The sequence below is a fragment of the Klebsiella sp. DY2415 genome (assembly GCF_026314315.1).
GTDB classification, from domain to species: domain Bacteria; phylum Pseudomonadota; class Gammaproteobacteria; order Enterobacterales; family Enterobacteriaceae; genus Klebsiella; species Klebsiella ornithinolytica.
In genome coordinates this window covers 2,811,038-2,835,782 of sequence record NZ_CP111115.1, presented here as the reverse complement: position 1 = coordinate 2,835,782, position 24,745 = coordinate 2,811,038, and the positions used below count along the sequence as shown (strand labels likewise).

20 protein-coding genes and 1 pseudogene are annotated in these 24,745 nt (G+C 57.3%); 8 read left to right on the top strand and 13 right to left on the bottom strand.

The window, feature by feature from the left end; genetic code table 11:
* The 6 genes from OQV00_RS13385 to adhP form a co-directional block, all read right to left on the bottom strand.
* A complete protein-coding gene (locus OQV00_RS13385; protein WP_015584382.1) occupies nucleotides 1-990 on the bottom strand; it encodes a putative FMN-dependent luciferase-like monooxygenase in 990 nt (329 codons plus the stop codon).
* Complete coding sequence (locus OQV00_RS13380; RefSeq protein WP_266278721.1) at nucleotides 987-2,591, bottom strand: dipeptide ABC transporter ATP-binding protein; 1,605 nt, start codon at nucleotides 2,589-2,591, stop codon at nucleotides 987-989. Before OQV00_RS13380 ends, OQV00_RS13385 begins: the two co-directional genes overlap by 4 nt.
* Nucleotides 2,588-3,439 (bottom strand): ABC transporter permease, encoded by an 852-nt coding sequence (locus OQV00_RS13375; protein ID WP_004861751.1) that lies wholly within the window; start codon nucleotides 3,437-3,439, stop codon nucleotides 2,588-2,590. Before OQV00_RS13375 ends, OQV00_RS13380 begins: the two co-directional genes overlap by 4 nt.
* Nucleotides 3,436-4,380 carry an ABC transporter permease gene (locus OQV00_RS13370; RefSeq protein WP_004861753.1) on the bottom strand — a complete coding sequence of 315 codons (945 nt, stop codon included), beginning with the start codon at nucleotides 4,378-4,380 and terminating at the stop codon, nucleotides 3,436-3,438. The genes OQV00_RS13375 and OQV00_RS13370 overlap by 4 nt, the downstream gene beginning before the upstream one ends.
* 10 nt (nucleotides 4,381-4,390) lie before the next feature.
* Nucleotides 4,391-6,013 carry a TIGR04028 family ABC transporter substrate-binding protein gene (locus tag OQV00_RS13365; RefSeq protein ID WP_064357071.1) on the bottom strand — a complete coding sequence of 541 codons (1,623 nt, stop codon included), beginning with the start codon at nucleotides 6,011-6,013 and terminating at the stop codon, nucleotides 4,391-4,393.
* Nucleotides 6,014-6,218: 205 nt separating this feature from the next.
* Entirely contained in the window at nucleotides 6,219-7,229 is a 1,011-nt protein-coding gene (gene adhP, locus OQV00_RS13360) for an alcohol dehydrogenase AdhP (protein WP_004861757.1), read from the bottom strand.
* Nucleotides 7,230-7,484: 255 nt separating this feature from the next.
* Here adhP and OQV00_RS13355 point away from each other — a divergent pair, with 255 nt between their 5' ends.
* On the top strand, nucleotides 7,485-8,084 hold the full coding sequence (locus OQV00_RS13355; RefSeq protein WP_097357864.1) for an inorganic diphosphatase: 600 nt from the start codon (nucleotides 7,485-7,487) through the stop codon (nucleotides 8,082-8,084).
* A 201-nt stretch (nucleotides 8,085-8,285) separates the two neighbouring features.
* Nucleotides 8,286-9,263, top strand: coding sequence for a bifunctional helix-turn-helix transcriptional regulator/GNAT family N-acetyltransferase (locus tag OQV00_RS13350; protein ID WP_064357069.1), 978 nt, complete (start codon nucleotides 8,286-8,288; stop codon nucleotides 9,261-9,263).
* Nucleotides 9,264-9,328: 65 nt separating this feature from the next.
* Here the strand turns inward: OQV00_RS13350 and OQV00_RS13345 are convergent.
* From OQV00_RS13345 to OQV00_RS13325, 5 genes and pseudogenes are all read right to left on the bottom strand, one after another.
* Nucleotides 9,329-11,040 (bottom strand): annotated as a pseudogene (locus tag OQV00_RS13345) (ABC-F family ATP-binding cassette domain-containing protein).
* Between the two features lie 674 nt (nucleotides 11,041-11,714).
* Nucleotides 11,715-12,284: a M15 family metallopeptidase gene (locus OQV00_RS13340; protein ID WP_004861768.1), complete on the bottom strand. Its 570-nt coding sequence runs from the start codon at nucleotides 12,282-12,284 to the stop codon at nucleotides 11,715-11,717.
* 256 nt (nucleotides 12,285-12,540) lie between these two features.
* A complete protein-coding gene (locus OQV00_RS13335) occupies nucleotides 12,541-14,238 on the bottom strand; it encodes an NAD-dependent malic enzyme (protein WP_004861771.1) in 1,698 nt (565 codons plus the stop codon).
* Between the two features lie 172 nt (nucleotides 14,239-14,410).
* Nucleotides 14,411-14,551: a stationary-phase-induced ribosome-associated protein gene (gene sra / locus OQV00_RS13330; protein WP_004861775.1), complete on the bottom strand. Its 141-nt coding sequence runs from the start codon at nucleotides 14,549-14,551 to the stop codon at nucleotides 14,411-14,413.
* A 157-nt stretch (nucleotides 14,552-14,708) separates the two neighbouring features.
* Complete coding sequence (locus OQV00_RS13325) at nucleotides 14,709-15,560, bottom strand: Vmh family MBL fold metallo-hydrolase (RefSeq protein WP_004861778.1); 852 nt, start codon at nucleotides 15,558-15,560, stop codon at nucleotides 14,709-14,711.
* A 113-nt stretch (nucleotides 15,561-15,673) separates the two neighbouring features.
* Here OQV00_RS13325 and OQV00_RS13320 point away from each other — a divergent pair, with 113 nt between their 5' ends.
* The 5 genes from OQV00_RS13320 to OQV00_RS13300 all read left to right on the top strand — a co-directional run bounded on the left by OQV00_RS13320 (nucleotide 15,674) and on the right by OQV00_RS13300 (nucleotide 22,122).
* Nucleotides 15,674-16,558 (top strand): LysR family transcriptional regulator, encoded by an 885-nt coding sequence (locus OQV00_RS13320; RefSeq protein WP_004861781.1) that lies wholly within the window; start codon nucleotides 15,674-15,676, stop codon nucleotides 16,556-16,558.
* 290 nt (nucleotides 16,559-16,848) lie between these two features.
* A complete protein-coding gene (locus OQV00_RS13315; protein WP_004861784.1) occupies nucleotides 16,849-17,280 on the top strand; it encodes an OsmC family protein in 432 nt (143 codons plus the stop codon).
* Between the two features lie 124 nt (nucleotides 17,281-17,404).
* Entirely contained in the window at nucleotides 17,405-18,274 is an 870-nt protein-coding gene (locus OQV00_RS13310; RefSeq protein ID WP_015584366.1) for an oxygenase MpaB family protein, read from the top strand.
* Nucleotides 18,275-18,689: 415 nt separating this feature from the next.
* Complete coding sequence (locus OQV00_RS13305) at nucleotides 18,690-19,607, top strand: bestrophin family protein (protein WP_004861790.1); 918 nt, start codon at nucleotides 18,690-18,692, stop codon at nucleotides 19,605-19,607.
* 214 nt (nucleotides 19,608-19,821) lie between these two features.
* Entirely contained in the window at nucleotides 19,822-22,122 is a 2,301-nt protein-coding gene (locus tag OQV00_RS13300) for an FdhF/YdeP family oxidoreductase (RefSeq protein ID WP_004861793.1), read from the top strand.
* Nucleotides 22,123-22,168: 46 nt separating this feature from the next.
* Here OQV00_RS13300 and OQV00_RS13295 read toward each other — a convergent pair whose 3' ends face one another.
* Together OQV00_RS13295 and OQV00_RS13290 are read right to left on the bottom strand one after the other, a co-directional pair.
* Nucleotides 22,169-22,789 (bottom strand): LysE family translocator, encoded by a 621-nt coding sequence (locus OQV00_RS13295; protein ID WP_032717430.1) that lies wholly within the window; start codon nucleotides 22,787-22,789, stop codon nucleotides 22,169-22,171.
* An 83-nt stretch (nucleotides 22,790-22,872) separates the two neighbouring features.
* Nucleotides 22,873-23,673, bottom strand: a complete 801-nt coding sequence (locus tag OQV00_RS13290; RefSeq protein WP_015584364.1) for a helix-turn-helix transcriptional regulator — start codon at nucleotides 23,671-23,673, stop codon at nucleotides 22,873-22,875.
* 185 nt (nucleotides 23,674-23,858) lie between these two features.
* Here OQV00_RS13290 and OQV00_RS13285 point away from each other — a divergent pair, with 185 nt between their 5' ends.
* Nucleotides 23,859-24,740: a LysR family transcriptional regulator gene (locus OQV00_RS13285; protein WP_266278716.1), complete on the top strand. Its 882-nt coding sequence runs from the start codon at nucleotides 23,859-23,861 to the stop codon at nucleotides 24,738-24,740.
* Nucleotides 24,741-24,745: the final 5 nt, after the last annotated feature.

Here is a 24,745-nt window from a genome sequence, read left to right as displayed (position 1 = left end):
CTACCTTAGTTGCGGGGCGATATGCTGAGCGATCAGCTCAAGGGAACGCAGCGTGTCACGGTGCGCGGGCTCAACGGAGTGGACCTGGAACGAAATATCGGTGACGCGGGCCAGCACGCTGTCCCGCGCCAGAGACGCCTGTACATGTTCGACATCCCCGACGTGGGCATCCAGTTGCGACAGATGGTCGGTGACAGTGTCACCGATTATTTCATGCCCGGCGGCGCGATGCGCCGCCGCCTGCTGGCGTAATCCGGGTGCTGCAACCTGCAGAGCGTACTCCTGGCTGTCGGCAATAAAGGCGGTGCGCGAGGCGAGGATCCTTGGCGCTTTGCCGGCGGGCAGCGCCGCGAGGTAGGCATCGATCAGCGGATTCTGGATGGCATCAAGCGCTAAATATGGCTGCCCGGGCGGGCGCGGCTGCGTGCGGGAGAGCATCAGGCCGTGACCGGCCTGACCGGCGCGAATGGCACCGTCAATTGAAAACGTCGCTATCCAGATCCGTTCAGCCAGCTGCGGCGCCGGCGGGTAGAGATGGTTTTCTGGATGGGCCAGTGAATCACCGCGCCAGGCGCTGTGGATCAGATGCAGATTATCGGCAAAGGCGGCGCCCCGCTGTTCGCTGGTTAAGCCAAACGGCAGAAATGAAGTGGGCGTACCGCCGGAGCCAAAGCCGACTTCAAGACGCCCGTTGGCCAGAAGATCCAGCACCGCCGCGTCTTCGGCGACCCGCAGTGCGTTCTCCATCGGCAGCGTAATAATGGCGGTACCGAGGCGAATATGTTCGGTCTGTGCCGCTACGTGGGCGAGAAAGACCAGCGGCGAAGGCAGGCCGCCTTCATGCTCGTGGAAGTGATGCTGGGCAATCCACGCGCTGTCAAAGCCGAGACGTTCGGCGTGGCGAATCTGTTCGGTTGCCAGCCGGTAGCGCTCTTGCGCAGGGGCAGAGTCCAGCAGGCGGGTGAAAAAACCCAGGCGTTTACGCGTCATGCGATCTCCTTGCTCAGAGTGGACAGGTGGGGAATAGCGGCGATGAGGTCACGGGTATAGTCGTGCTGCGGCTGGCTAAACAGGCGGTTGACCTCGCCGTATTCCACAACCTGACCGGCGCGCAGTACCGTGACGCTCTGCGCGATGCGACGCACCGTCGCCAGGTCGTGGGTGATAAACAGATAGGTCAGCCCCAGCTGTTGCTGGAGCTGCTGAAGCAGGGCCAGAATCTGCGCCTGCACCGTGACATCCAGCGCGGAAGTCGCTTCGTCGAGGACCAGAATCGTCGGCTCCAGCACCAGCGCCCGGGCAATGGCGACCCGCTGGCGCTGGCCGCCGGAAAGCTCGCGGGCGGTCCGCGTCAGCAGCTCCGGCGCCAGTGCGACCCGGGCGGCAACCGCCTCGACCCGGGCACGACGGATGGCCGGGCTCAGCGGTTCGAAATTTTTCAGCGGCTCTTCGATAATCGCAAACAGGGTCTGACGCGGGTCGAGCGAGGCGAACGGGTTCTGGTAGACGAACTGAATTTTACGCCGCAGCTGACGCTGCGCCTCGCGACTTAAATGACCGGCATCGATACCATCGATGGCGATGTGGCCGCGATCGGCCTGTTCAAATCCGAGCAGAATCCGCGCCAGCGTGGTTTTGCCCGAACCTGATTCACCCACTAACGCATGGGTTGTACCGCGTTTCACCTCAAAGCTGACGGCGTCAAGCGCCTGCAGCCCGGCGTCGCCCAGCGAAAAACGTTTACTGATATCCGCGACCCGGATAGCGGCCGTCGCCGGATGGCGGCGCTGCGCTGCCCCTATTGTCGGCTGGATTCCCTGCAGATCGCTCAACAGCTGGCGAGTGTAGGCGTGTTGCGGTGCGCGGATAACATCCGCCGTAATGCCCTGTTCCTGAATTTCTCCGTGGCGAAAAACCAGCAGCCGGTCGGCACGCTGCGCCGCCAGCGCCAGATCGTGGGTGACGAGCAGTACCGCCGTCCCGGACTCCCGGCGCAGGGTATCGAGGAGGTCGAGAATACGTTTTTGTACGGTGACATCGAGGGCGCTGGTTGGCTCGTCGGCAATGATCAAGTCCGGCTTCAGGGCAATGGCGATCGCAATTAACACCCGCTGCTTCATGCCGCCGGAGAGCTGATGCGGATACTGATGAAAGCGCTGTTCGGGGTGGCTGAGGCCAACTTTGCTCAGCAGGGCCAGCACCTGCTGCTTACGTACGGCGGCGGGCTCTTTCTGGTGCAGACGCAGAATTTCGCCAACCTGCGCGCCGATCGTTTGTACCGGGTTCAGGGAGTTGCCCGGGTCCTGCGGGACCAGACTGATGCGCGTGCCGCGCAGACTATCAAGTCGTTTCCCCGACCAGCCGCTGATATCCTCGCCATTGATCTCCACTCGTCCACTGTCGCGTCGGGCATTGTTCGCCAGCAGGCCGATAATGGCCTGGGCGGTGGTGGTTTTGCCGGAACCCGACTCCCCGACAAATGCCAGCATTTCACCGCGTTGCAGGCTGAAACTGACGTTATGCACCACTTCCTGCCAGCGGTGCTGCGAGCGGTAGCTGATGCGCAGGTTTTCCACGCGTAATACGTTCATGAGCGCTCTCCGCTAAATTGACGGCTGATGCGGTTGGCCGCCAGCACCACCGCGACGACCGCCACGCCGGGAAAGGTGGTCAGCCACCAGGCGGTTGAGAGATAGTTACGGCCTTCGGCAATCAGCAGCCCCCATTCCGGCACCGGCGGCGGGGTCCCGTAGCCGAGAAAGCTCAGGGTGGAGAGGGCGAGAATCGCCTGGCCAAACTGCAGCGTGGCGAAGGCCAGTACGGCGGTGAGGGAATTAGGTAAAATATGCCGCCAGAAGACGGCGAAGAAAGTGCCGCCGCTGCCAAAGGCCGCTTCGACGTAGTCGCTGTGCCGCACGCGGACTACTTCCGCTCGCGCCAGGCGGGCAAAACTGGCAATGGCGGCAACGCCCACGGCAACCGCGGCGTTCAGCGTGCCGAAGCCAAGCAGGATAATCACCGTTAATGACAGCAGCAGCGACGGGATGGCCAGCAGGACGTCAACCAGCCGCATCACCAGCGACTCGACGCGTCCGGCAACGGCACCGGCCAGCGTACCGAGCGCGGTGCCGACCAGCAGCCCGATAGCGACGGCCGCCAGCGCGGCGGAAAGAGAGTGGACCGCGCCATAGACGATCCGCGTCCACAGATCGCGTCCCAGCTGGTCGGTTCCCAGCCAGTGGCCGACCTGCGGCGCCAGACGCTGCGCGCCGGAGGTCCCTTCAAGCGGGTTATAGCCGCTGAACAGCTGCGGGGCGAGCGCCATCAACAGCGCGGCGATCATGATGCTCCAGGCGAGCCATAGCCCCGGCTGGAAACGCAGCGGTCGACGGCCGGGCGCCCGCCGGCGGGCGGCGGTAGCGTAATCAACGAGGCTCATACCACTCCTCCGGTCACTGTTTTCAGGCGGGGATCGAACAGCGGCATCAGCAGATCCACCAGCAGGTTAATCAACACAAACGCGAGGGCGGAGATCATCACCACCGCCTGTAAGACGGCAATATCCTGATTGTTGACCGCCTGCTGGGTCAGTTGACCCAGACCGCCGCGGCCGAAGACGGTTTCGGTAATCAATGCGCCGGCGATCAACTCCCCCAGCAGCAGCCCGGCGATATTCAGCGCCGGTAGCAGGGCGTTGCCGGTAACGTGTCGCCACAGGACGCCGGTTTCACTCATCCCCTTGGCGCGGGCGACGGCGACAAACGGCAGGGCGGCCACCTGGTCCATGCTGCGCATCAGGATCTGCGCCAGCGGGGCGGAAATGGGCACCGCGACGGCAATGATCGGCAGTATCAGGCCCTGTAGCGGGCCGGGGTTGATCACCGGGATCCAACGCAGCTGGAAGGAGAAGAGTTGAATCAGCGCAATGCCCAGCCAGAAGGTCGGCAGCGAGATAAACAGCACCGGCAAAGATTGTAAGGTATTGCTCAGCCAGCGCAGCCCCGGCAGGCGTGAGGCGAAGGCCAGGCTAAAGGCCAGCACGATAGCCAGTATAAACGCCGGGATCGCGAGGCTGAGCGTATCCGGCAGGTTGCTGGCCAGCAGCGTACTGACCGCAATACCCGCCTGTAACGAGTAGCCAAAATCCCCCTGCAGCATCGCCGCTAAGGTGTGGAAATACTGCGTCCAGATTGGGCTGTCGGCGCCGTAGGCGATGCGCATATCGGCGATTTGCGCCGGACTGAGACCCAGATCCGGATTCTGGAACTTGATCAGTACCGCGTCTCCCGGCAGCACCTGCAGCAGCACGAAGGAGAGGGTGAAGGCCGCCCACAGCACCAGTAAACTCTGGCCCAGACGTCGCAGAAGGTTATGGCTCATCCCATGCTCCTCAGTGCTTTTCCAGCCAGCTGCCGTAGAACGACGGACGACCAACGGCTTCAAAACTCACCCCCTTCACCCACGGCGCGCCGGCAAAGACCTGCGGCTCTTCAAATATCGGGATCACGTAGGCGTTATCCAGCAGATAGCGCTGGGCATCCCCGGTCAGCTGCAGGCGTTTTTGCGCATCGACTTCGGCGGAAATCGCGGTCAGCAGATCGTTAAGCTTATCGTCGCGGAAGTGCTGCACTTTGTCGCTGGAACCGCCTTGTTGCAGCAGGGCATCGCGGTTGGTCGGGAAGAACATGCTTTTCACCACGTCCGGGTCGGCGCGACCCACTTCTGAAACGGTCAGCGGGGTCTTCAGCGGATCGAGGTTATCAATTACCCGGCTACCGGCATCGCCCGCTTTTACGCTCAGCGCCGCCCCCACCTGGCGCCACTGCTGGGCGATCAGCTGGAGCACCTCTTTGTTTTGCGGCTGCGGCAGCGATTCATAGACCGTCAGCGCCAGGCGCTGGCCATCTTTCTCTCTGATCCCGTCGGCGGCCGGTTTCCATCCGGCTTCATCGAGCAACTGTCTGGCTTTGGCCTGATCGAAGGTCAGCTTGTCGCTCAGATTGACATAACCTGCCGCCGTGCTGGCGATAGCCGAGGTCGCCTGCGGGTAGTTGGCGGAGAACAGCGTATCAACCACCTGTTTTGCATTGGTGGCATGCAGCAGCGCCTGGCGGACGCGCAGGTCGGACACCAGCGGGCTATCCGGGCGGAAACTCAGGCTGTCATTGACGCCGCGGGTGGGGGCGGCATAAATCCTGAATCCCTGGTCGGTCGCCTGCTTTTCATCGTAGGCCTGGACCTGGCGGATAAAGTCGGCCTGACCCGCCAGTAACGCCCCGATACGCACGCTGTCTTCCGGGGTGACGATAAAGGTAATGCCGTCGAGGTTGGCCGGCCCCTGTTGAGCCAGGTTTTTCGGCCCCCACTGGTAATCCTTACGGGCGACCAGCGTCAGCTCGCGACCCGGCTTTTCATCTTTAACGATAAAGGGTCCGGAGCCGATAATATTGCGCGCGTCGCCGAGCTCGTCGAAATTACGCTGCAAGGTGCTGAGAGAGACCAGCCCGGAGCCAATGGTGGCGGTACCCTGCAGGAATCCTGGCGACGGTTTTTTGAAGTAAAACTTCACCGTTAGCGGATTGATGACTTCGCTATGGTCGTAGTTGTTGATCACTTCAGAGACCGGCAGCCGGTGGGCTTTATTGCCGAGACCGTAGGTATCAAAATTTTTGGCCACCGCGTTGGCATCCAGCGGGGTACCGTCGGAGAAGGTGATGCCCGGACGCAGCGTAAAGGTGTATTCGGTTTTGTCGGCGTTCGTGACCCAGCTCTCAGCAATCCACGGTTCAACCGCCAGCGTCTTCGGGTTTTGCCAGGTGAGCTTATCGGTTATCTGATTGAGAATGCCGCCGTTGGGGTAGAAGCCTCCGGCCGGTGGATAGAGATTGGTGTGCGGCTGCTGCTCCAGATAGATTAATGTCCCGCCTTTGACCGGCGTATCGGCGGCCCAGGCGGAAAAAGCGCCGGATAAAAAGAGGGCTGCCAACGCGGGCAGACGAAAACGGCTTTGCATGGTGAATTCCTTTGTTATCTATTGTGTTGCCATCATCGGGCGCGGATATAAACAAAGGAACCAACGAATTGCGCTAAGCATTTGCGGAAAAGGCATTTACCGCGTCGGGGAAATATTCTATGTGGGTAACAGCCGGAGGAATGCGTTCATGCCGGATGGCCAGCGTCATGAAACGGCCTCTCCCTGAGCGGGAGAGGCGCGAGGCTTAGCGGCGGAAATCGATAACCATACGGCCGCGAATTTGCCCCTGTTCCATCTCTTTAAAGATGGCGTTGATGTCGCCCAGCGGACGCAGCGTCACTTTAGGAACGACTTTCCCTTCGGCCGCGAACTGGAAGGCTTCGGTCAGATCCTGACGGGTGCCGACCAGCGAGCCCACCACTTCGATACCATCCAGTACCAGACGGGGAATATCGAGGCTCATGGCTTCCGGAGGCAGGCCAACGGCCACCACGCGGCCTCCGGCGCGAACGGCGTCAACGGCGGAGTTAAACGCCGCTTTGGCGACAGCGGTGACGACGGCCGCGTGAGCGCCGCCGGTTTTTTCCTGAATGACCTTCGCCGCATCTTCATTGCGGGAGTTTATGGTCAGATCTGCGCCCATCTCGGCCGCCAGCGCCAGCTGCGCATCGTTAACGTCGATGGCGATGACTTTGGCATTGAACACGTTTTTCGCATATTGCAGCGCCAGGTTGCCGAGGCCACCAAGACCGTAGATGGCAATCCATTGGCCCGGTTTAATATGGGAAACTTTCACCGCTTTATAGGTGGTAACACCCGCGCAGGTGATGCTGCTGGCGGCAGCAGAGTCGAGGCCGTCCGGCACTTTGACCGCATAGTTAGCGGTGACGATGCACTCTTCAGCCATGCCGCCGTCTACGCTGTAACCGGCATTTTTTACCGAACGGCAGAGCGTTTCGTTGCCGCTGTTACAGTAATCGCAGTGCCCACAGCCTTCGAAGAACCACGCCACGCTGGCGCGGTCGCCCGGTTTCAGGGAGGTGACGCCCGGACCAACCTGCTGTACAACGCCCACGCCTTCATGGCCCAGAATCACGCCGGTTTTATCGCCAAAATCGCCGTTTTTCACGTGCAGGTCGGTATGGCATACGCCACAGCACTCCATTTTCAACAACGCCTCTCCATGTTGCAGGGGACGCAGTGTTTTTTCCGTCACATCAACCTGATGATCGTGGGTAACAACGGCTGCCTTCATGTTTACTCCTTGAATTTTGAAGAAAAAATGGGTGTTTACTCTTAAATAATACTCATTAAGGATTAACCCTTATAGTCAGGAATGCAAGGGAGCTAGTGAAATATGTGGTCTAGAGCAGCACTAATAGCGCAAAATTCGAGCATATGTGTGAATTTTGGCTGTTAATAATTATGTAATGAGGTCGTCATATTCTGTTCATGGCTAAGCGGCAGGCTGTTACAGGCAAATTTCTTATAACAACAGAGTGATACTACAATGCATCTGGTAAAAACTATCCTCGCCGCATCGCTGTTCCTGTCTGCCGCCACTCAGGCCCACAACGTACTGGACTTTCCGCAGCCGGAGAACAACCCGGAAGAGTTTTACGCGGTCACGGAAATTCCGACGGGCGGTATCATCAAATATGAGACCGACGCGAAGACGGGATTTATTATAGCCGATCGTTTCCAGTCGATGCCGGTCGCCTATCCGGCTAACTACGGTTCACTGACCCAGTCGCTGGCGGGAGACGGCGATCCGCTGGACGTGGTGTTCTACACGCGTGCACCGATGGCGCCGGGGACGCTGATTAAGCTGCGGGCAATCGGCGTCCTGAAGATGATCGATGGTGGGGAAAAGGACGATAAGATTATTGCCGTGCCGGCGAGCAAAATCGATCCGACCTATGATGACATCAAGAATATCAGCGACCTGCCTGCCATTGAGCAGGAGCGGCTGCAGGCCTTTTTCCGCGTCTATAAGCAGCTGCCTGACGGGCGTAAAAAGGTGGAGCTGAACGGCTTTAACGATGCCGCTGCGGCAAAACAAGAGATTAAGCAGGCATGGGATGCGTGGAAAGCCAAAAATCCACAATAAGATAAAAACAGGCACCGCACGGTGCCTGTACTTTTTTAGCCGGGCAATGACCCGTTGCGACCGTGTTTAATCCTGACAAAGAGCCGATGAGCCGGAAGGAAATACCGTTCGTGTGCGCGGGCCGAATGGCGGCGTGGATTGACAGGGAGAACGCAATAATGGTTGTATTGTGCAACTATTAACTCACCTGCACCCATCGCCATGACGCATCCATCGCTTATTAACCAATCGCTCATCACTGAAATACGCCGCTCTTCCCGCCTGATGGTTCGTGAACTCGGCTTCATGAATTCTACGCTAGCAGCCACCGACTATTCACCCTCCGCCGTGCATACGCTGCTGGAAATTTCCGCACACGGGGCGATGACCGCCGCGCAGCTGGTTCAGATCCTCGGCCTGGAGAAATCAAGCGTCAGTCGGATGTTGTCCCGTCTGCTGGCCGCCGGCGAGCTGCAGGAAAAACCCGACGGCGAAGATGCCCGCTTCAAGCAACTCGAACTGACGGAACAGGGACGAGGGACGGTCGGACGGATTAACGATTACGGGGCGATGCGGGTCATTGATGCGCTTATGCATCTCGATGCCGGACAACAGCAAAACGTGGCGCTGGGGCTGACCGCGTACGCGCAGGCGCTGGCGAAATGCCGCGACGTACCAAGGCCCGCTGCGGCAAACAACGTGACGATTGTGCGCGGATACCGGCCGGGTATGATTGGCCGCATTGCGCAGATGCACGGCGAATATTATGCCCGGCACCACGGGTTCGGCCACTTTTTCGAAGGTAAGGTCGCCAGCGGGCTGGCAGAGTTTTCTGCCCGACTTGACGCAGAGTGCAATCAGATCTGGCTGGCCGTGCTGGAGGGCAAAATCGTCGGCTCCGTGGCCATCGATGGTGAAGATCTGGGCAATAACGAAGCGCATCTACGTTGGTTTATTCTCGACGACAGCTGTCGGGGCAGCGGCGTTGGCCGACGTCTGTTGGCCGAGGCGATGGCTTTTTGCGACCGTCGCGCGTTTTCTGCCGTTCAGCTGTGGACCTTCAGCGGGCTTGACGCCGCGCGCGCGCTGTATGAATCATTCGGCTTTACGTTACATAAAGAGTGGCAGGGCGATCAGTGGGGGATGATGATGACCGAACAGCAGTTCAGCCGATACCCGGCGGATGCAGCGTCGGCGTAACCACCGTCCTTGACCGCGTACACCCGGCTAAGCTGTCTCCACCTTAGCCGGGGATTCAGTCTCCTTTAACTCAGTCTGGCGGTAATGGCCGCGATCTCCTCGCGCCACTGCGCCTGCAGGTGGGGTTTCTGGTGCTTAGGTTTACGCGATACATCATCCGCCAGCCGTTGTTCCAGATCGATCAGCCGTTCCAGCAGGGCGTCATGGTCTTCGGAGACGGTGGTCGTCGCATCCGCGTCGGCGGGCCTCCCGGGCAGGGCGCCCCGCCGCGCAGGCGGGTGTAAACGTCGTCGGCGCTATGCCACTCGCTCAGCCCGTTATCATCAATCAGCCAGAAGCGGTTACAGCTCTGGCTTATCAACTGACGGTCATGACTGACCAGCAGCAGACCGCCGGAATACTCGCGCAGCGAGGCAGCCAGCGCCTCTTTGCCTTCCATATCCAGATGGTTGGTGGGCTCATCCAGCAGAAGCAGGCTATAGCTCGCCAGCGACAGTCCGACAAACAGCAAGCGGGAACGTTCGCCCCCGCTGAGGGTGCTGACCTTTTGCCCGTGGCGGCTCCAGCTGAAACCGGCGGAAATCAGCGCCCGCTTACGGCGTTCACCGGCGGGTTCGAAGCGCTCCAGCGCCTCCAGCAGCGTGGCATTATCCGCCAGCTGATGCAGCGACTGGTCGTAGTAGCCCGGATGTAATCGTGGATGCAGACGCAGGCCGACATCCGGCGCCGCCTGCTGCATCTGCCGCCACAGCAGGCGCAGCAACGACGATTTCCCGCCGCCGTTGCGCCCCATAATCGCCACCCGGTCGCCGCTGCGCAGACGCGCCAGCCCGGCGGTGAACAGGGCTGGTAATCCCGGAGCCGGGGGCACCGGCAGCTGTTCAATTTCGAGTAAACGATCGGCCCGCAGGGCGTCACCGTTCAGCGCCAGCCGCCACGGCGTGCCGGCGGTCAGCTCGGTTTGACTCTCCTTCAGGCGCGCGACCTGTTTCTCCATCTGTTTGGCTTTGCGCGAGAGATCTTCGTTGTCGTACACCTGTCCCCAGGTTGCCAGCCGTTTGGCGCTGGTGGTGACGCGGTCGATTTCTCGCTGCTCGGCTTTATGACGCAGGGCATCGCTTTCGTCCCGTTCCGCCAGCGCCTGACGCGCCGCGCTACAGGGAAGAGAGAAGGCGTGCAGGGTTCTGTCGCGCAGGATCCAACTGGCATTAGTTACAGCATCCAGTAAGAGGGGGTCATGGGACACCAGCACGAAGCTCCCCTGCCAGGTTTGCAAGAAGCTTTCCAGCCACAGCAGGGTCGGCAGATCGAGATGGTTGCCGGGTTCGTCAAGCAGCAGGAGATCCGGCTGCTGAATTAACGCTCTGGCCAACAGCAGTCGGGTATGTTGCCCGCCGCTTAGCGTTGCCGCTCGCTGGGTGAACGCCACCGTCGTAAAGCCCATTTCTGCCAGCAGACGTTCTGCCTGCCAGCGCTGTTGTTCACGCCCGCTGGCGGGAAGCCGCGCCAGAACCACCTCAATGAGCGATTGTTGCAGCAGGGCATCCGGCAGGTGCTGTTCAACCCGCGCCATCAGGCAATGGTGCGCCAGCGCCACGCTGCCGGCAGCGGGCGTCAGCGTGCCGTCCAGCACCTGCAGCAGGGTACTTTTGCCGCAGCCGTTATGGCCGATCAGACCGATGCGGTCGCCTTTTTTCAGGGTAAAGGAGAGGTCGGTGAAAAGCGGCCCGAATGCCGTTTCAACATGCAGAGATTGCGCGCTAAATAATGTACTCATAGTGAACTTACTCAAGAGTTACAGGCGTAAAAACGCCTCGTCAAACATCGCTGACGATAACCCGGTAAGCCCGAGGGAAGGGAATTAGTCTGGGGTGTCTTCGCTCAAGCTGAAGTTATCGCAGCACGATACCGATAACGCTTGAGCAGTGACGATTACCAAATGTCAGTGAAAACATAGATATTTCACATAACAGCATGGGGTCCTCCTTTTTCATTCAGTGAGTTGACAGGTGAAGGGAGTGTAGATGAAGAAAGACGTTTTGGCTAGTTAAATGAAATTTAAGGTACTGTTTTATTTAATTGCACATGACATGTAGATTTGACATTCATAAATAATGAGCGGTAATTGTAATAATATCAGGAAATATAAATAATTTAATATGTTACATTGTTAATTTTTATGAAAATTTTATTTAAACTCAAGTGTTCTATCATTGACGTGACATCTTCTTTACTCTGGGTAAGTTAATGGTAATTTATCATCCTGAACAGCCGAATGTATGCGCTTTCGTTCTGTCAACCGCTCAATACAATTCGAGTTGAAACTCTTCTGTAATATGATAGCGTTAACCTGGTATGTTCATTGAGTTTATTATTTTGCAATTAGAAATAAAACTCGAATGCGATTTGGTTTTTTTATTAAATTTTAAATCTCAATGTTTTATGTGGAGATTAGATTAAATTTTCATTTCGCCATTTTATTAATGTCGACTCGGCCACCTCAAAATGCATTGCATCTTCATTTGGAAAACTTACTCCCCAATACCATCCTCCGGCATTAAAATATTTTGAGAGGATTAGAAGGCCACGGAAACACTTATCATCACTTTGTTTATCAAGTACACCTGATAATTTGATATCTATTGCTAAACCCCAGGAATGATTAGAAGGATTGTCACCAAGGTGAAGAGTGCCATCTTTCCGCTTAATTTTAACTTTACGGGCACATAACATTCCAGCCGTACCTAGTATTGCATAAAGATCGGGTATTTCATTTTTTACCGAATCTAAAATATCGGTCAATGACTTTAGTGCCACATCCATGCCCGTACACTTAAATGGACCTACTGACTGCGTAATAATTCTATTTTTAAAGGGGCCAGTAACAGACTGGCAATCACCTGTGTAATTATCTCTCGGTTCTCCAAAAAGACTTATCAAAGTTGATAGTTTCGGTGAGCTAAGGCCAACATTTACACTATTAGCTCGGGGTTTATCTATCAGTTCAAGATACTTATTCATTATTCCTCCGATCGGTGCCTGCTAACGTTTCGAAGATGACACTGATAGAATAGATTAAAGATGTTATTTTTTACAATATCCCGACAAACAAAATCATTTATACTTTTATAAAACTAAAACATAACTATTGATATGAATAAATAACTATACTTTTATGAATATATAAAATACTAATTTACCCTGAGGCGAGCAGCATAGCATGATATGCTGCTCTGATACTAAGCCGGGCCTGAGATTCAGGCCCATTGAATACCGGTTAAATCGAGGTCCGGCGGTAGTTGCGATACTCCGGCAACCAGAAGTTATCGCTGATCGCCTGCAACAGCGCCTCGGCGGAGGTTTTCACCGCCACGCCCTGTTCCTGAGCGACTTTGCCGACCGCGAAAGCGATCGCGCGTGAGACGGTCTGGATATCTTTCAGTTCCGGCAGCACCGGGCCTTCGCCGTTGTTGACCAGCGGCGAGTGCTTCGCCAGCGTCTCACTGGCCGCCATCAGCATCTCATCGGTGACTCGCGATGCCCCTGAGGCGATGACGCCAAGACCGATACCGGGGAAGATATAGGAGTTGTTGCACTGGGCAATAACGTACTGCTTACCTTTCAGCGTGACCGGCGCGAACGGGCTGCCGGTGGCAACCAGCGCTTCGCCGTCGGTCCAGCTGAGGATGTTCTGCGGCGTGGCTTCCACCCGAGAGGTCGGGTTCGACAGCGGCATTACGATTGGACGCGGGCAGTGCTTATGCATCTCGCGAATAATCTCTTCGGTGAACAGACCCGGCTGGCCGGAGACACCGATCAGGATATTCGGTTTCACATTGCGCACAACGTCAAGCAGGGAGAGCACTTCGTTGGTGGTATCCCACTGCTGCAGATTTTCACGCTTCTGCACCAGTTTGTTCTGGAACGGCAGCAGGTTCGGCATGGCGTCAGTCAGCAGGCCGAAACGGTCAACCATGAACACGCGCTGACGCGCTTCTTCTTCGCTTAATCCTTCGCGTTGGATCTGGGCGATAATCTGTTCGGCAATCCCGCAACCGGCAGAGCCGGCGCCGAGGAAGACGATTTTCTGTTCGCTCAGCTGGCTGCCCGCACCGCGGCTGGCTGCAATCAGCGTGCCGACGGTCACCGAGGCGGTGCCCTGGATATCATCATTGAATGAGCAAATCTCATTGCGATAGCGGTTGAGCAGCGGCATAGCGTTTTTCTGCGCGAAGTCTTCAAACTGCAGCAGAACGTCCGGCCAGCGGTGCTTAATGGCCTGGATAACGTCATCGACAAACTGATAATACTCATCGTCGGTAATACGCGGATGGCGCCAGCCCATATACAGCGGATCGTCGAGCAGCTGCTGATTGTTCGTCCCCACGTCCAGCACAATCGGCAGCGTGTAGGCCGGGCTGATACCGCCGCAGGTGGTGTACAGCGAGAGTTTGCCGATCGGGATCCCCATACCACCGATGCCCTGGTCGCCGAGACCCAGAATGCGTTCCCCGTCGGTGACGACGATCACTTTGACGTTGTGGTTCGGGACGTTTTGCAGGATATCGTCGAGGTTGTGCCGGTTCTGATAGGAGATAAAAACACCGCGCGAACGACGGTAGATCTCAGAGAAGCGCTCGCAGGCGGCGCCGACGGTCGGCGTATAGATGACCGGCATCATCTCATCGAGATGGTTGCCAATCAGGCGATAAAAGAGGGTTTCGTTGGTGTCCTGAATGTTGCGCAGGTAAATATGCTTGTCGATCTCAGTTTTAAATCCCTGGTACTGGATCCATGCGCGTTCAGCTTGTTCCTCAATTGTTTCAACAACTTCTGGCAGCAGGCCGAGCAGGTTAAAGCTGCTGCGCTCTTCCATGCTGAAGGCGCTACCTTTGTTGAGAAGGGGAAATTCGAGCAGAACGGGGCCAGCGTAGGGGATATACAGGGAACGGTTTTTCTTATGGGTGAATTGCATCGCACTAACTCCTTGATGTTCACTTCAGACCGTGCGCGGCGATAAGCGTGCGGGCTGGCAGGGAATGCAGCGGGAGCAGTATAGAGCAGATGTTATCAAAGAGGGGAAATTGTATTAAAAAAACACCATCCTGACGAAAGGACGGTGTTTTTATCATCATTCAGCTGAGAAATTAACCCGCGCGGCGCTTACGGCCGGTGGCATGAGCGTGGTTAATTGTCGTTTCCACATCGCCGTCCAGCACCACTTTTTTCTGCTGGGACAGTTTATAGTTCAGACCGAGAAGATGACGTGCCTGGTGGTTCGATTTCATTCTTACTCCTTAATCCAGTTCTGTTTCAAGGACAAGCCCGGCGTGGCCGGACGAAATGTAACCCTAAGAACGGCGCGCTAGCGCGACCGTCTATCTATCGTGGTCTATTTTTCCGCCCCTGGCAACTTTATCACCCGGAATCAGGAATAGTCTGCGTTTACCACTTCATCTCGCCGGTGTTCACCTTCGCACTCAGCTCCAGCGAACTGACTTCCGCCAGCTCCGGCCAGCGCTGTTTCATCTCGGCGATCACCCCGGCGGAATCTTTGTGCGTTTTCAGCGCCTGCTCAAACTGCTGCAGATAGTCGCGGGTAAAGGCGATCGCGCGATCCCCGGCCGGCGGTGTGCCAAGATAGTGGCCCGGAATGACCTGCTGCGGATGGAGTGCGGCCATATCGTCGAGCGTTTTGCGCCACTGCAAGCGGCTTTCGGCGCTCTGGGTATCGGCCGTCCATACGTGCATACCCCAGGCGACACCGGTACCGCCGAGGATGGCTTTGTTCGCCGGGATCCAGACGAACGCCGCGTAGTGTTGCGGCTGACGAATTTCAACTTTTTCGCCGTCAATGGTAAAGGTGTTGGCTGCAATCACCTGCGGCGTATAAAGCTGCTTCGGTGCGCCATCTTTCATCTGCGGGCCCCAGAATGCCAGCTTCGCGGCCTGGGTTGCTTCGATGTGCTTGACCACCTCGGCCGTGGCGACAACTTTTGCGTCCGGGAAAGCCTTCACCAGCGGCTCGAGGCCGAAATAGAAATCCGGATCGCCGGAGGTAATGACAATGCGGCTCAGTTTCTTACCGCTTTTGCGGATCATATCGACCAGCTTTTCGCCATCTTTCACGCTAAATTGCGCATCAAACAGCACCGCTTCATGCGGGCCGGAAGCCAGCGTCGAGTTCACGGCGAAGATACCTTTATCCTGCGGGTTATAGGTCTGCAATGTTAAAGGTGCGGCAAACGCAGCGGAGCTGAACAGCGCGGTGGCAACGGCAAGGGCGGATAATTTCATGTTGGTTTTCTCTGTGTCTGTTGAATAACGCTATTTTACGGATTTCCTGATTTGCGAAAATTCCTGAAAAAAGAGATGCTGAGTTTCATAAAACGTGCAGATGGAAGTGAAAGATGGACAGAATTATTGCCGCGCAGGTCTACATGCGGATCTGCGAACTGGGGAGCCTGAGCGCCGCGGCCCGTGCGCTGGGGATGTCGCGTCCGATGGTCAGTCGCTATCTGGAGCAGATGGAACACTGGGCGGGTACCCGCCTGATCCACCGTTCGACGCGCAAATTAACCTTAACCGCGGCCGGGGAGAAGGTGCTGCAAAAAACCCGCAGCCTGACGCAACTGTCGGATGAAATTGCCGGGCAGACCGAGCGGGCGGTGCCCAGCGGCACGCTTCGCGTCGCCTGCGCTCACTTTACGGCTATGCAGCTGATTTCACCGCTGTTACCCGATTTTCTCGCCCGTTATCCCCAGCTGCGTCTCGAACTGGATATCAATAATCATCCGGTGAGTCTGATCGGCGAGCGCATCGACGTGGCGATTCGCATCACCGATAACCCGGAGCCAGGAGCGATTGCCCGTCGGCTGGGGGTCTGTCGTTCGGTCCTGTGCGCATCGCCGCGCTGGCTGCAGTTACATGGCCAGCCGCAGACGCCGGCGGAGCTTAGCGAACATAACTGTCTGCACTACAGCCATTTTGTCGCGCCGAGCTGGCAGCTTACCGACTCGCAGGGCGAGGAGGTCTCGGTGACGGTTTCCGGAAACCTCAGCGCCGGGATCTCCTCATTACTACTCGAAGCGGCGGTAGCCGGATGCGGTATCGCGATGCTGCCGGAACTGGAAGCGCAGCGCGCGCTCAACAGCGGGGCGCTGAAGCCGGTGTTGCCGGGCTGGACGCCGAAAGCACTCAGCGTCTACGGCATCTATTTATCGCGCGACTATCAACCCAGCGCGCTACCGCTGTTCCTCGATGAGATCCAACAGCAGCTGGCGCAGCTTAGCTAGCGCGCTTTCGTACCGCCGATCCTGCGTCGTGCCTTGCGGGCGCGTGTGCTCCTGCCATCACTCACCTCGCTACCTGCTACCTGGTGGCGTCCGCACGTCTGTCTCTTGTTCGCGCCGACAGCGTCCTCTTTCGTGAGCCATCTCCGACTTTCATCTAATTTTCGTGTTAAAAAAACGACAGAAGGCGCCACCTGATAATTTTTTGTTTTATAGGGGATTTTCCTAATCCACCCCCGAAAGACGCCTCACCATCTATACTTTGGGTTCGACATACCAACAGGAGCGATTACATGGCAATCCATAAGAAAGGTCAGGCGCACTGGGAAGGGGATTTAAAAAGTGGCAAGGGGACCGTTTCGACAGAAAGCGGGGCGTTGAGCCAGCAGCCGTACGGTTTCAATACCCGTTTTGAGGGAGTAAAAGGGACCAATCCGGAAGAGTTGATAGGCGCTGCGCATGCGGCCTGCTTCTCGATGGCGCTGTCGCTGATGCTCAGTGAAGCCGGCTATACGGCCACGGCGATTGATACGGTGGCGGTGGTGACGCTGGATAAATCCGGCGGCGGTTTTGCGATTACCCAGGTGGCGCTGCAGAGTCAGATTGTTCTGCCGGGCATTGAAGCCGATGTCTTTGACGGCATTATCCAGAAAGCGAAAGCCGGCTGCCCGGTATCGCAGGTGTTGAACGCTGAGATTAGTCTCGACTACCAGCTGAATCCTTGAGTCTTTAGTGCCCGTTGCTGGCGGGCACTCTGCATCCTCGCTGCGGATAAAGTCACGGCCTGCACATGAGTCCCGCGCCGAATAGTGGTATGTTTTGCTGTCACGGAGAGAATCAGGCAAAACAATGACCAGCATACGCGGAATGATAGAAGCTCAGGTTCTGGGCTTAACCGGCATGGCGCTGAAAGAGATTGATTTCGAGCACCCGCAAGGGGAGCCGGGGCTGTTCGGCCCCCGATCGGCTATCTGGCAGGTACACGGCGACTTTACGTCGATGCTATGCGGAGGCGTGAGCGCACTGTTGCTCCAGATGTTGCACCCGCTGGCGCTGTCCGGCGTCTGGGATCACTCCAATTTCCGCGACGATATCTTCGGCCGCCTGCGGCGCACCAGCCAGTTTATCTCCGCGACCACCTTTGGCACCACCATCGATGCGGAAAGGCTGATTGCCAAAGTGCAGGGCATTCACCTGCGGGTCAGCGGGCACGATAAAGACGGCACGCCGTATAAGGCCAGCGATCCGGCGCTGCTGACATGGGTACACGTGGCCGAATGCAGCAGCTTTATGGCATCGCATCTGCGCTATAAGCGTACGGTGGTCAGCGAGGAGCGACAGACGCAATATTTCCACGAGGCGGCTGAGATTGCCCGCCGTCTGGGCGCGCGCGATATCCCGGTGACGCCGCAGCAGGTGACGGAATATCTGCAGGATATGCGCCCGCGTCTGCGCTGCGATGAGCGTACGCGGGAGGTGGCGAACGTGCTGCTGACCACCCGTTTACCCGGCCGTCTGACTCAGCCGGCAGGCCAGTTGATGATGCGTGCCGGGATTGATCTGCTGCCGCCCTGGGCGCAGGAGATGCTCTCTCTGACGCTGACTCCCTGGCAGCGGCATACCGCCCGGCTCGCGGTACAGGGTATCGCCAGGGTGCTTCGCGCATCGGTACGCAACGGCGCCTATCATTGTGCGATGCGCAGAATGGCCGTGAATTAACGTTTTTGTCGCGGATAGCACCTGTCGGCTATTATTTCAGAATAAAAAAGTCGGCGCGATTTATATTTTTATGCGCGTTTTCGGCCCTCTGTGAATTAAATTATCGGCTCGCTGGAATCGATTGCGTGTGGGCCCCGCGACAGGTGCGTTAACTGTCCAGAGGAGGCTGACGCCGGCAGGTTGATAATGTAGCCACATTAATCTCAGGGTTGATTCATTGGCGCTCTACCTCGCATCCCCGCAGTGGTTTTCATATTGCCCGATAAATAAAAAAGGACCATAATTATTGCGCCATTATTCCATCGCATATTAATGGTTAATAACAAACGCATTGTCGTGTTTATGTTCAATAAAATAATCCAATCGGTTAATAGATATTATCTATAGCCAGACTGGGCATTCAGGAAGTCATACAATGATCATCCGACCAGAACAACACTGGTTCCTTCGTCTGTTTGACTGGCACGGCTCCGTGCTGTCAAAAATCATTTTTCGCCTGCTGCTTAACGTCCTGATGTCGATTATCGCCATCATCAGCTATCAATGGTACGAACAGCTGGGTATCCATCTGACCGTGGCGCCCTTTAGTTTGCTGGGGATAGCCATCGCGATATTCCTCGGTTTTCGCAACAGCGCCAGCTACAACCGTTTTGTCGAAGCGCGTAATCTCTGGGGGACGGTACTGATTGCCGAACGCACCCTGATGCGTCAGCTGAAAAATATTCTTCCGACGGAGCACCAAACGCATCAAAAAATCGCCAGCTACCTGATTGCCTTTAGCTGGAGTCTGAAACACCAGTTACGTAAAACCCATCCCGGGGCTGACCTTAACCGGCTGCTGCCCCCCGATACCGTCGCGGAGATCCTCGGCAGCTCGATGCCGACTAACCGCATCCTGTTGCTGGTCGGTCATGAGCTGGGCCAGCTGCGCGAAGCGGGGAAGGTGAGCGATATCACCTATGGTCTGATGGACAATAAGCTCGACGAGCTGGCCCACGTGTTGGGCGGATGCGAACGCCTGGCCAGCACGCCGGTCCCTTTCGCATATACCTTGATTCTGCAGCGTACGGTCTATCTGTTCTGCACCTTGCTGCCTTTCGCGCTGGTCGGCGATCTGCACTACATGACGCCGTTCGTGTCGGTCTTTATCTCTTACACCTTCTTGTCCTGGGATTCGCTGGCGGAAGAGCTGGAAGATCCGTTTGGCACCGCGGCGAACGATTTACCCCTCAACGCCATGTGCAACACCATCGAACGCAACCTGTTGGATATGACCGGTCAGCACCCGCTGCCGGAAACGCTGCAGCCCGACCGCTACTACAATCTGACCTGATGGTTCTCTCTGCGTAACTGTTAAATAAGTTAAATCTAACGCGTGATAGATAACATTGATTATACAGTTGCGATCCCGATTGTTATGCTTTCGTTAACAAAAACGTCCGCCGCGGTGTTCTCCGGCGGACGAACTTTTTCACGTTGCGGATCGCCCTGATTAAGGTGATTCGGCACGTCGTTCTCGCTTATCGACGGCGCATTCTGGAGTAGATATGAATATGAAAAGACGCTCAGTACCTGGCGTGCATCCTTATGATGGCCCGGCCGGCGGCTGGGGCGCATTGAAAGCAACGGCCATCGCCGTGCGGACACAAATGGATGCCCTGGAGGCGCCCGTCACCCTGCTGCGCACCAATCAGCCTGACGGCTTTGACTGCCCCGGCTGTGCCTGGCCGGATAAAGAACACAAATCTACTTTCCAGTTTTGCGAAAATGGCGCCAAAGCGGTGACCTGGGAAGCGACCAGCAAACGCGTTACGCCGAAATTTCTGGCGGCGAACACCGTCACTTCGCTGTTGGCCAAAAGCGACTTTGAGCTCGAAGGCTACGGTCGCTTAACCCATCCGCTGGTCTACGATCGCGCCAGCGACACGCTGCGCCCGACCAGCTGGGAAAGCGCCTTCGCGCGTATCGGCGAAGTGGTCAGCGGCATGCAGCCGGACGAGGTCGAGTTCTATACTTCCGGACGCGCCTCCAACGAAGCGGCCTGGCTGTTCCAGCTGTTTGCCCGTGAACTGGGCACCAACAATTTTCCCGACTGTTCGAATATGTGCCATGAATCGACCAGCGTCGGGCTGCCGCAGTCGATCGGCATCGGCAAGGGAACGGTGTCGCTGGATGATTTTGATAAAACCGAGCTGGTGATTTCCATCGGCCATAATCCGGGAACCAACCACCCGCGTATGATGGGGACACTGCATGAGCTGGCTCGTCGCGGCGTACCGATTATCGTGTTTAACCCTTTGAAAGAGCGAGCGCTGGAGCGTTTTGCCGACCCGCAGAATGTTATCGAGATGGCAACCCTGCGCTCGACAAATATTGCCTCTACCTATTTTCAGGTGAAGGCCGGTGGCGATGCGGCGGCGCTGAAAGGCATTGCCAAAGCGCTGCTGCAGATGGAAGAAGAGCAGGGTAGCGTCCTCGATCGCGCCTTTATTACTGAACATACGCAGAACTTCCCGGCGTTTGTCGATGATTTGCAGAAGACCTCCTGGCAAGATATCGAACGCGAATCCGGTCTCACCCGCGCTGACCTGCAGCGGGTTGCCGACGCTTACGCTAAATCGAACGCCACGATTGTGACCTATGGCATGGGGATCACTCAGCATAACAAAGGCACATCAAACGTGCGGCTGATCGCCGACCTGCTGCTGATGCGCGGGAATATCGGCAAACCCGGTGCCGGGATCTGTCCGTTGCGCGGTCACTCCAACGTCCAGGGCAACCGCACCGTCGGGATTACCGAGAAGCCGGGCGCCGCCTTCCTGGCGAAGCTGCAGGAGGTGTTTGGGTTCGTGCCGCCGCACAAGCATGGCCATGACGCGGTGAAAGCGCTGCAGGCGATGATCGAGGGCAAATCGAAGGCTCTGCTGTGTCTTGGCGGTAACTTTGCGGTGGCAATGCCCGACCATGAGCGCGCGTTCCCGGCAATGCGCGGGCTGGATCTCAGCGTGCACGTCGGGACAAAACTGAACCGTTCGCATCTGCTGGTAGCGAAAGAGACGTTTATTCTGCCGTGTCTGGGCCGCACCGAGCTGGATATGCAGGAGACCGGGCGGCAGTCGATCACCGTGGAAGATTCCATGTCGATGGTGCACGCCTCGTCAGGAAAACTGAAACCGGCCTCGCCGCTGCTGCGTTCAGAACCGGCGATTGTTGCCGGTATGGCGATGGCGACCCTGGCAAACACTAAAGTCGACTGGCGCTCGCTGGTGGCAGATTACGACCGTATCCGCGATCTGATCGAACGCACCATTCCCGGTTTTGATAACTACAACGAGCGTATTCGTCACCCGGGCGGTTTTCGCATGCCGCTGCCGCCGACGGAGCGCATCTGGCCAACGCCAACCGGGAAAGCCATGTTCTCGGTGTTCCACGGCGTACATGAGAACGTCCATGTTGCGGGCGAGGAGGTGCTGCGGCTGGTCACACTGCGCAGCCACGATCAGTACAACACCACCATCTACGCCATGGATGACCGCTACCGCGGTATTTTTGGCCGTCGCGACGTGCTGTTTATGAACGAGCAGGATATGGCCAGTCAGGGATTCGAGCACGGCGACCGGGTGGATATCACCACCGCGCTGCCGGACAGCGATTTGCGTCTGGAGGATATTACGCTGGTGGCCTACAACATCGCGCCAGGCACCGTTGGCGCCTACTATCCGGAAGCCAACGTCCTGGTTCCGCTGGACTACATTGATGAAGAGAGCGGCACGCCTTCTTATAAATCCGTGCCGATTCGTCTGACCCTGCGCTCGAAAGAGATTCGGCCGGTCTCCGGCCTGCGCTAATCTGCCCGCGACCGCTGCCGACCTCAACGTCGGCAGCAAACTCTCGCTATTCTGGCGCCAGTACCAGCTTGATGCCAAGGCCGACAAAACCGGCGGCAAAAGCGACCCGCAGCCCCAGTAACACCCTGGGACGGGTCAGGACATAGCCGCGCATCGCGGCCGCGCAGGCGCCGTATAACATAAAGACCAGTAGCGTCATCAGCATAAAAATCCCGCTCAGCGTCAGCATCGCTTCCCCCGGGGAGGCGGCATCGCTGCGGATAAATTGCGGCAGAAAGGCGAAAAAGAAGAGCGGCAGTTTCGGGTTGAGAAGGTTAATCATCACGGCATGCGTGATGATTTTCAGCGGTGAATCGGCCTTGTCGCGGCTCTCTGGCGTGAGCGCGCCCCGTTGAGCGAGCGTATTCCATGCCATGTACAGCAGCCAGGCGACACCGAGATATTTGATCGCACCGAAGAGTTCCGGAGTGCGGTGGAGCAGCGCCGCCAGACCGGTGACGGCGGCAAGCAGATGCGGAATGATACCCAGGGTGCAGCCGAAAGCGGCCGCGAAGCTCCTGCGTCTTCCGGCAGCGAGTCCGGTGGCGATGGTGTAGAGCGTCCCGGTGCCGGGGGCGAGTACAACCAGCAATGAGGTGAGTAGAAATTCAGGGCTGATGAACGACATGGCGGTGTTCCTGTGAGAGAAATCAGTCGCTCTGAGTATTTCGCCACACCGCGGGCGCGTCTTGAATAAAATTGCAGGCGAGGTTACCGGACGGAGTGATAGCTGCCCGGGGTGGTGCCGAACTGTTTTTGAAAGGCGCGAGTCAGATGGCTTTGATCGGCGAAGCCGGCCATCTGCGCCGCATCGGCGGGGGAATGTCCGGCGCTTAACAGCCGACGCGCCAGCCGTACCCGGGACTGCACCAGATAGGCATGCGGGGTAATGCCCGTTTCGCGGGCGAAGCCGCGGATCAGCTGGAAACGACTCATGCCGCACAGCGCGGCGAGCATGTCGAGGGAGGTTTTTTCCTCCGGAGCATCATCAAGATACTCTTTTGCCAGCGCGATGGTCGGGGAGTAACGGGCCGGTGCCGTCCGGACGAGACGATGGCAGCCGGTTGCCCGCAGCAGACAGAGCAGCAGCCCCTCTTCAAGCGCCGTCTCATCGCCCGTGCGGGCGGTGATTTCAGCGAACAGTCGCTGCATGAGCAGGCGCAGCGGCGGGTCGTCGACCACCGGGCGCAGCAGGATATCCTCACTTTTGACCGCGCCCTGAAATTCATCGACGACGAGCTGCGGATCGAGGTAGAGCATTTGCCAGCTGCGGGGACCGTTCAGCGGTACGCCATCGTGCATTTCTCCCGGGTTGACCATAATGATCTGCCCGGCCGAGGCGTCAACCTGGCCAAGATGACTCCACGAGCGCTGGGCACCGCGAATGAAAATACCGAGGCCAAACTGCTCGTGAGCATGGCGCGAAAAGTGCTGTTCGGTCAGCAGTGACATGGCCTCGAGACCGGGGAGAGGCAAGTGATGCTGCTGGACGTGATGGATGCGGGGCGCCATGTGCTCCTCCCGAAGCGGTTCTGTGCGAGTGTAGTCCGCCGATCGTCACTTCCGCAAGCGCCGGACCGGCTTGTATTTGTCCGATGCTGAACGTAACATTTAACTAACATACTTTTGACCGGGCGAGGGGAGTCTGCATCGCGCCGGCGTTCGCATATAGCGAACGGCAACACACTGGATTAACCATGGATATTAAACAGCTCAAATACCTGATCGCACTCGATCAAACGCGTCATTTTGGCCAGGCCGCGGCGCTGTGCCATATCACTCAGCCGACGCTTTCGATGCGCATCCGCAATCTGGAAGAGGAGCTCAATCTGGTTCTGATTCAACGCGGGCAGCGGTTTGAGGGGTTTACCGCGGAAGGCGAACGTATTCTGGCCTGGGCACGGGCGCTGCTGGCGGCTCATGACGGGCTGGAGGCGGAAGCGGCGATTTGTCGCGGCCAGATGGTGGGGCAACTGCGGGTAGGGATGGTGCCGCTGGCCAGCCTTAACCCGATGCAGCTGATTAAACCGCTGGCCGGGAAGTACCCGGAGCTGCAGTTCAGCCTGCTTTCTCTCACCTCGGAGCAGATTATCGATGGCGTCAGCCGTAATCAGCTCGATCTGGGCATTTGCTACCTTCACCACGTCGATAGCCAGCTTTTCAACATTAAGCGGCTGCCGGCAACGCGAATGGGGTTGCTGCATGATAAACGCCATTTTCAGTTTGCCGAAGGGACGCCAGACTGGGAAACGCTGGCCGCATTACCGCTTGGTTTTCTCACTAAAGGAATGCATTACCGTGAATCCATTGAGATGAGTTTTAAGAGTAAAGGGTTCACGCCGAAATATGTTTTTGAGAGCGATTCTACCTTCCAGATTATCCAGGCGGTGCAGGCGGGAATTTGCTGCGCCATTATGCCGCTCAACAATGGTCTGGAGGCGTTAAGCGATAATCTGGAGATTATTCCCATCGTCGAAACCGAAGTAGAGTCAATGCTGGCGCTGATCATGCGCAACCAGCAGCCGGTCTCGTCACTGGCGGAGAAATGTTTTGCCGATGCGCAGGTCATTTTTAATTAATATGG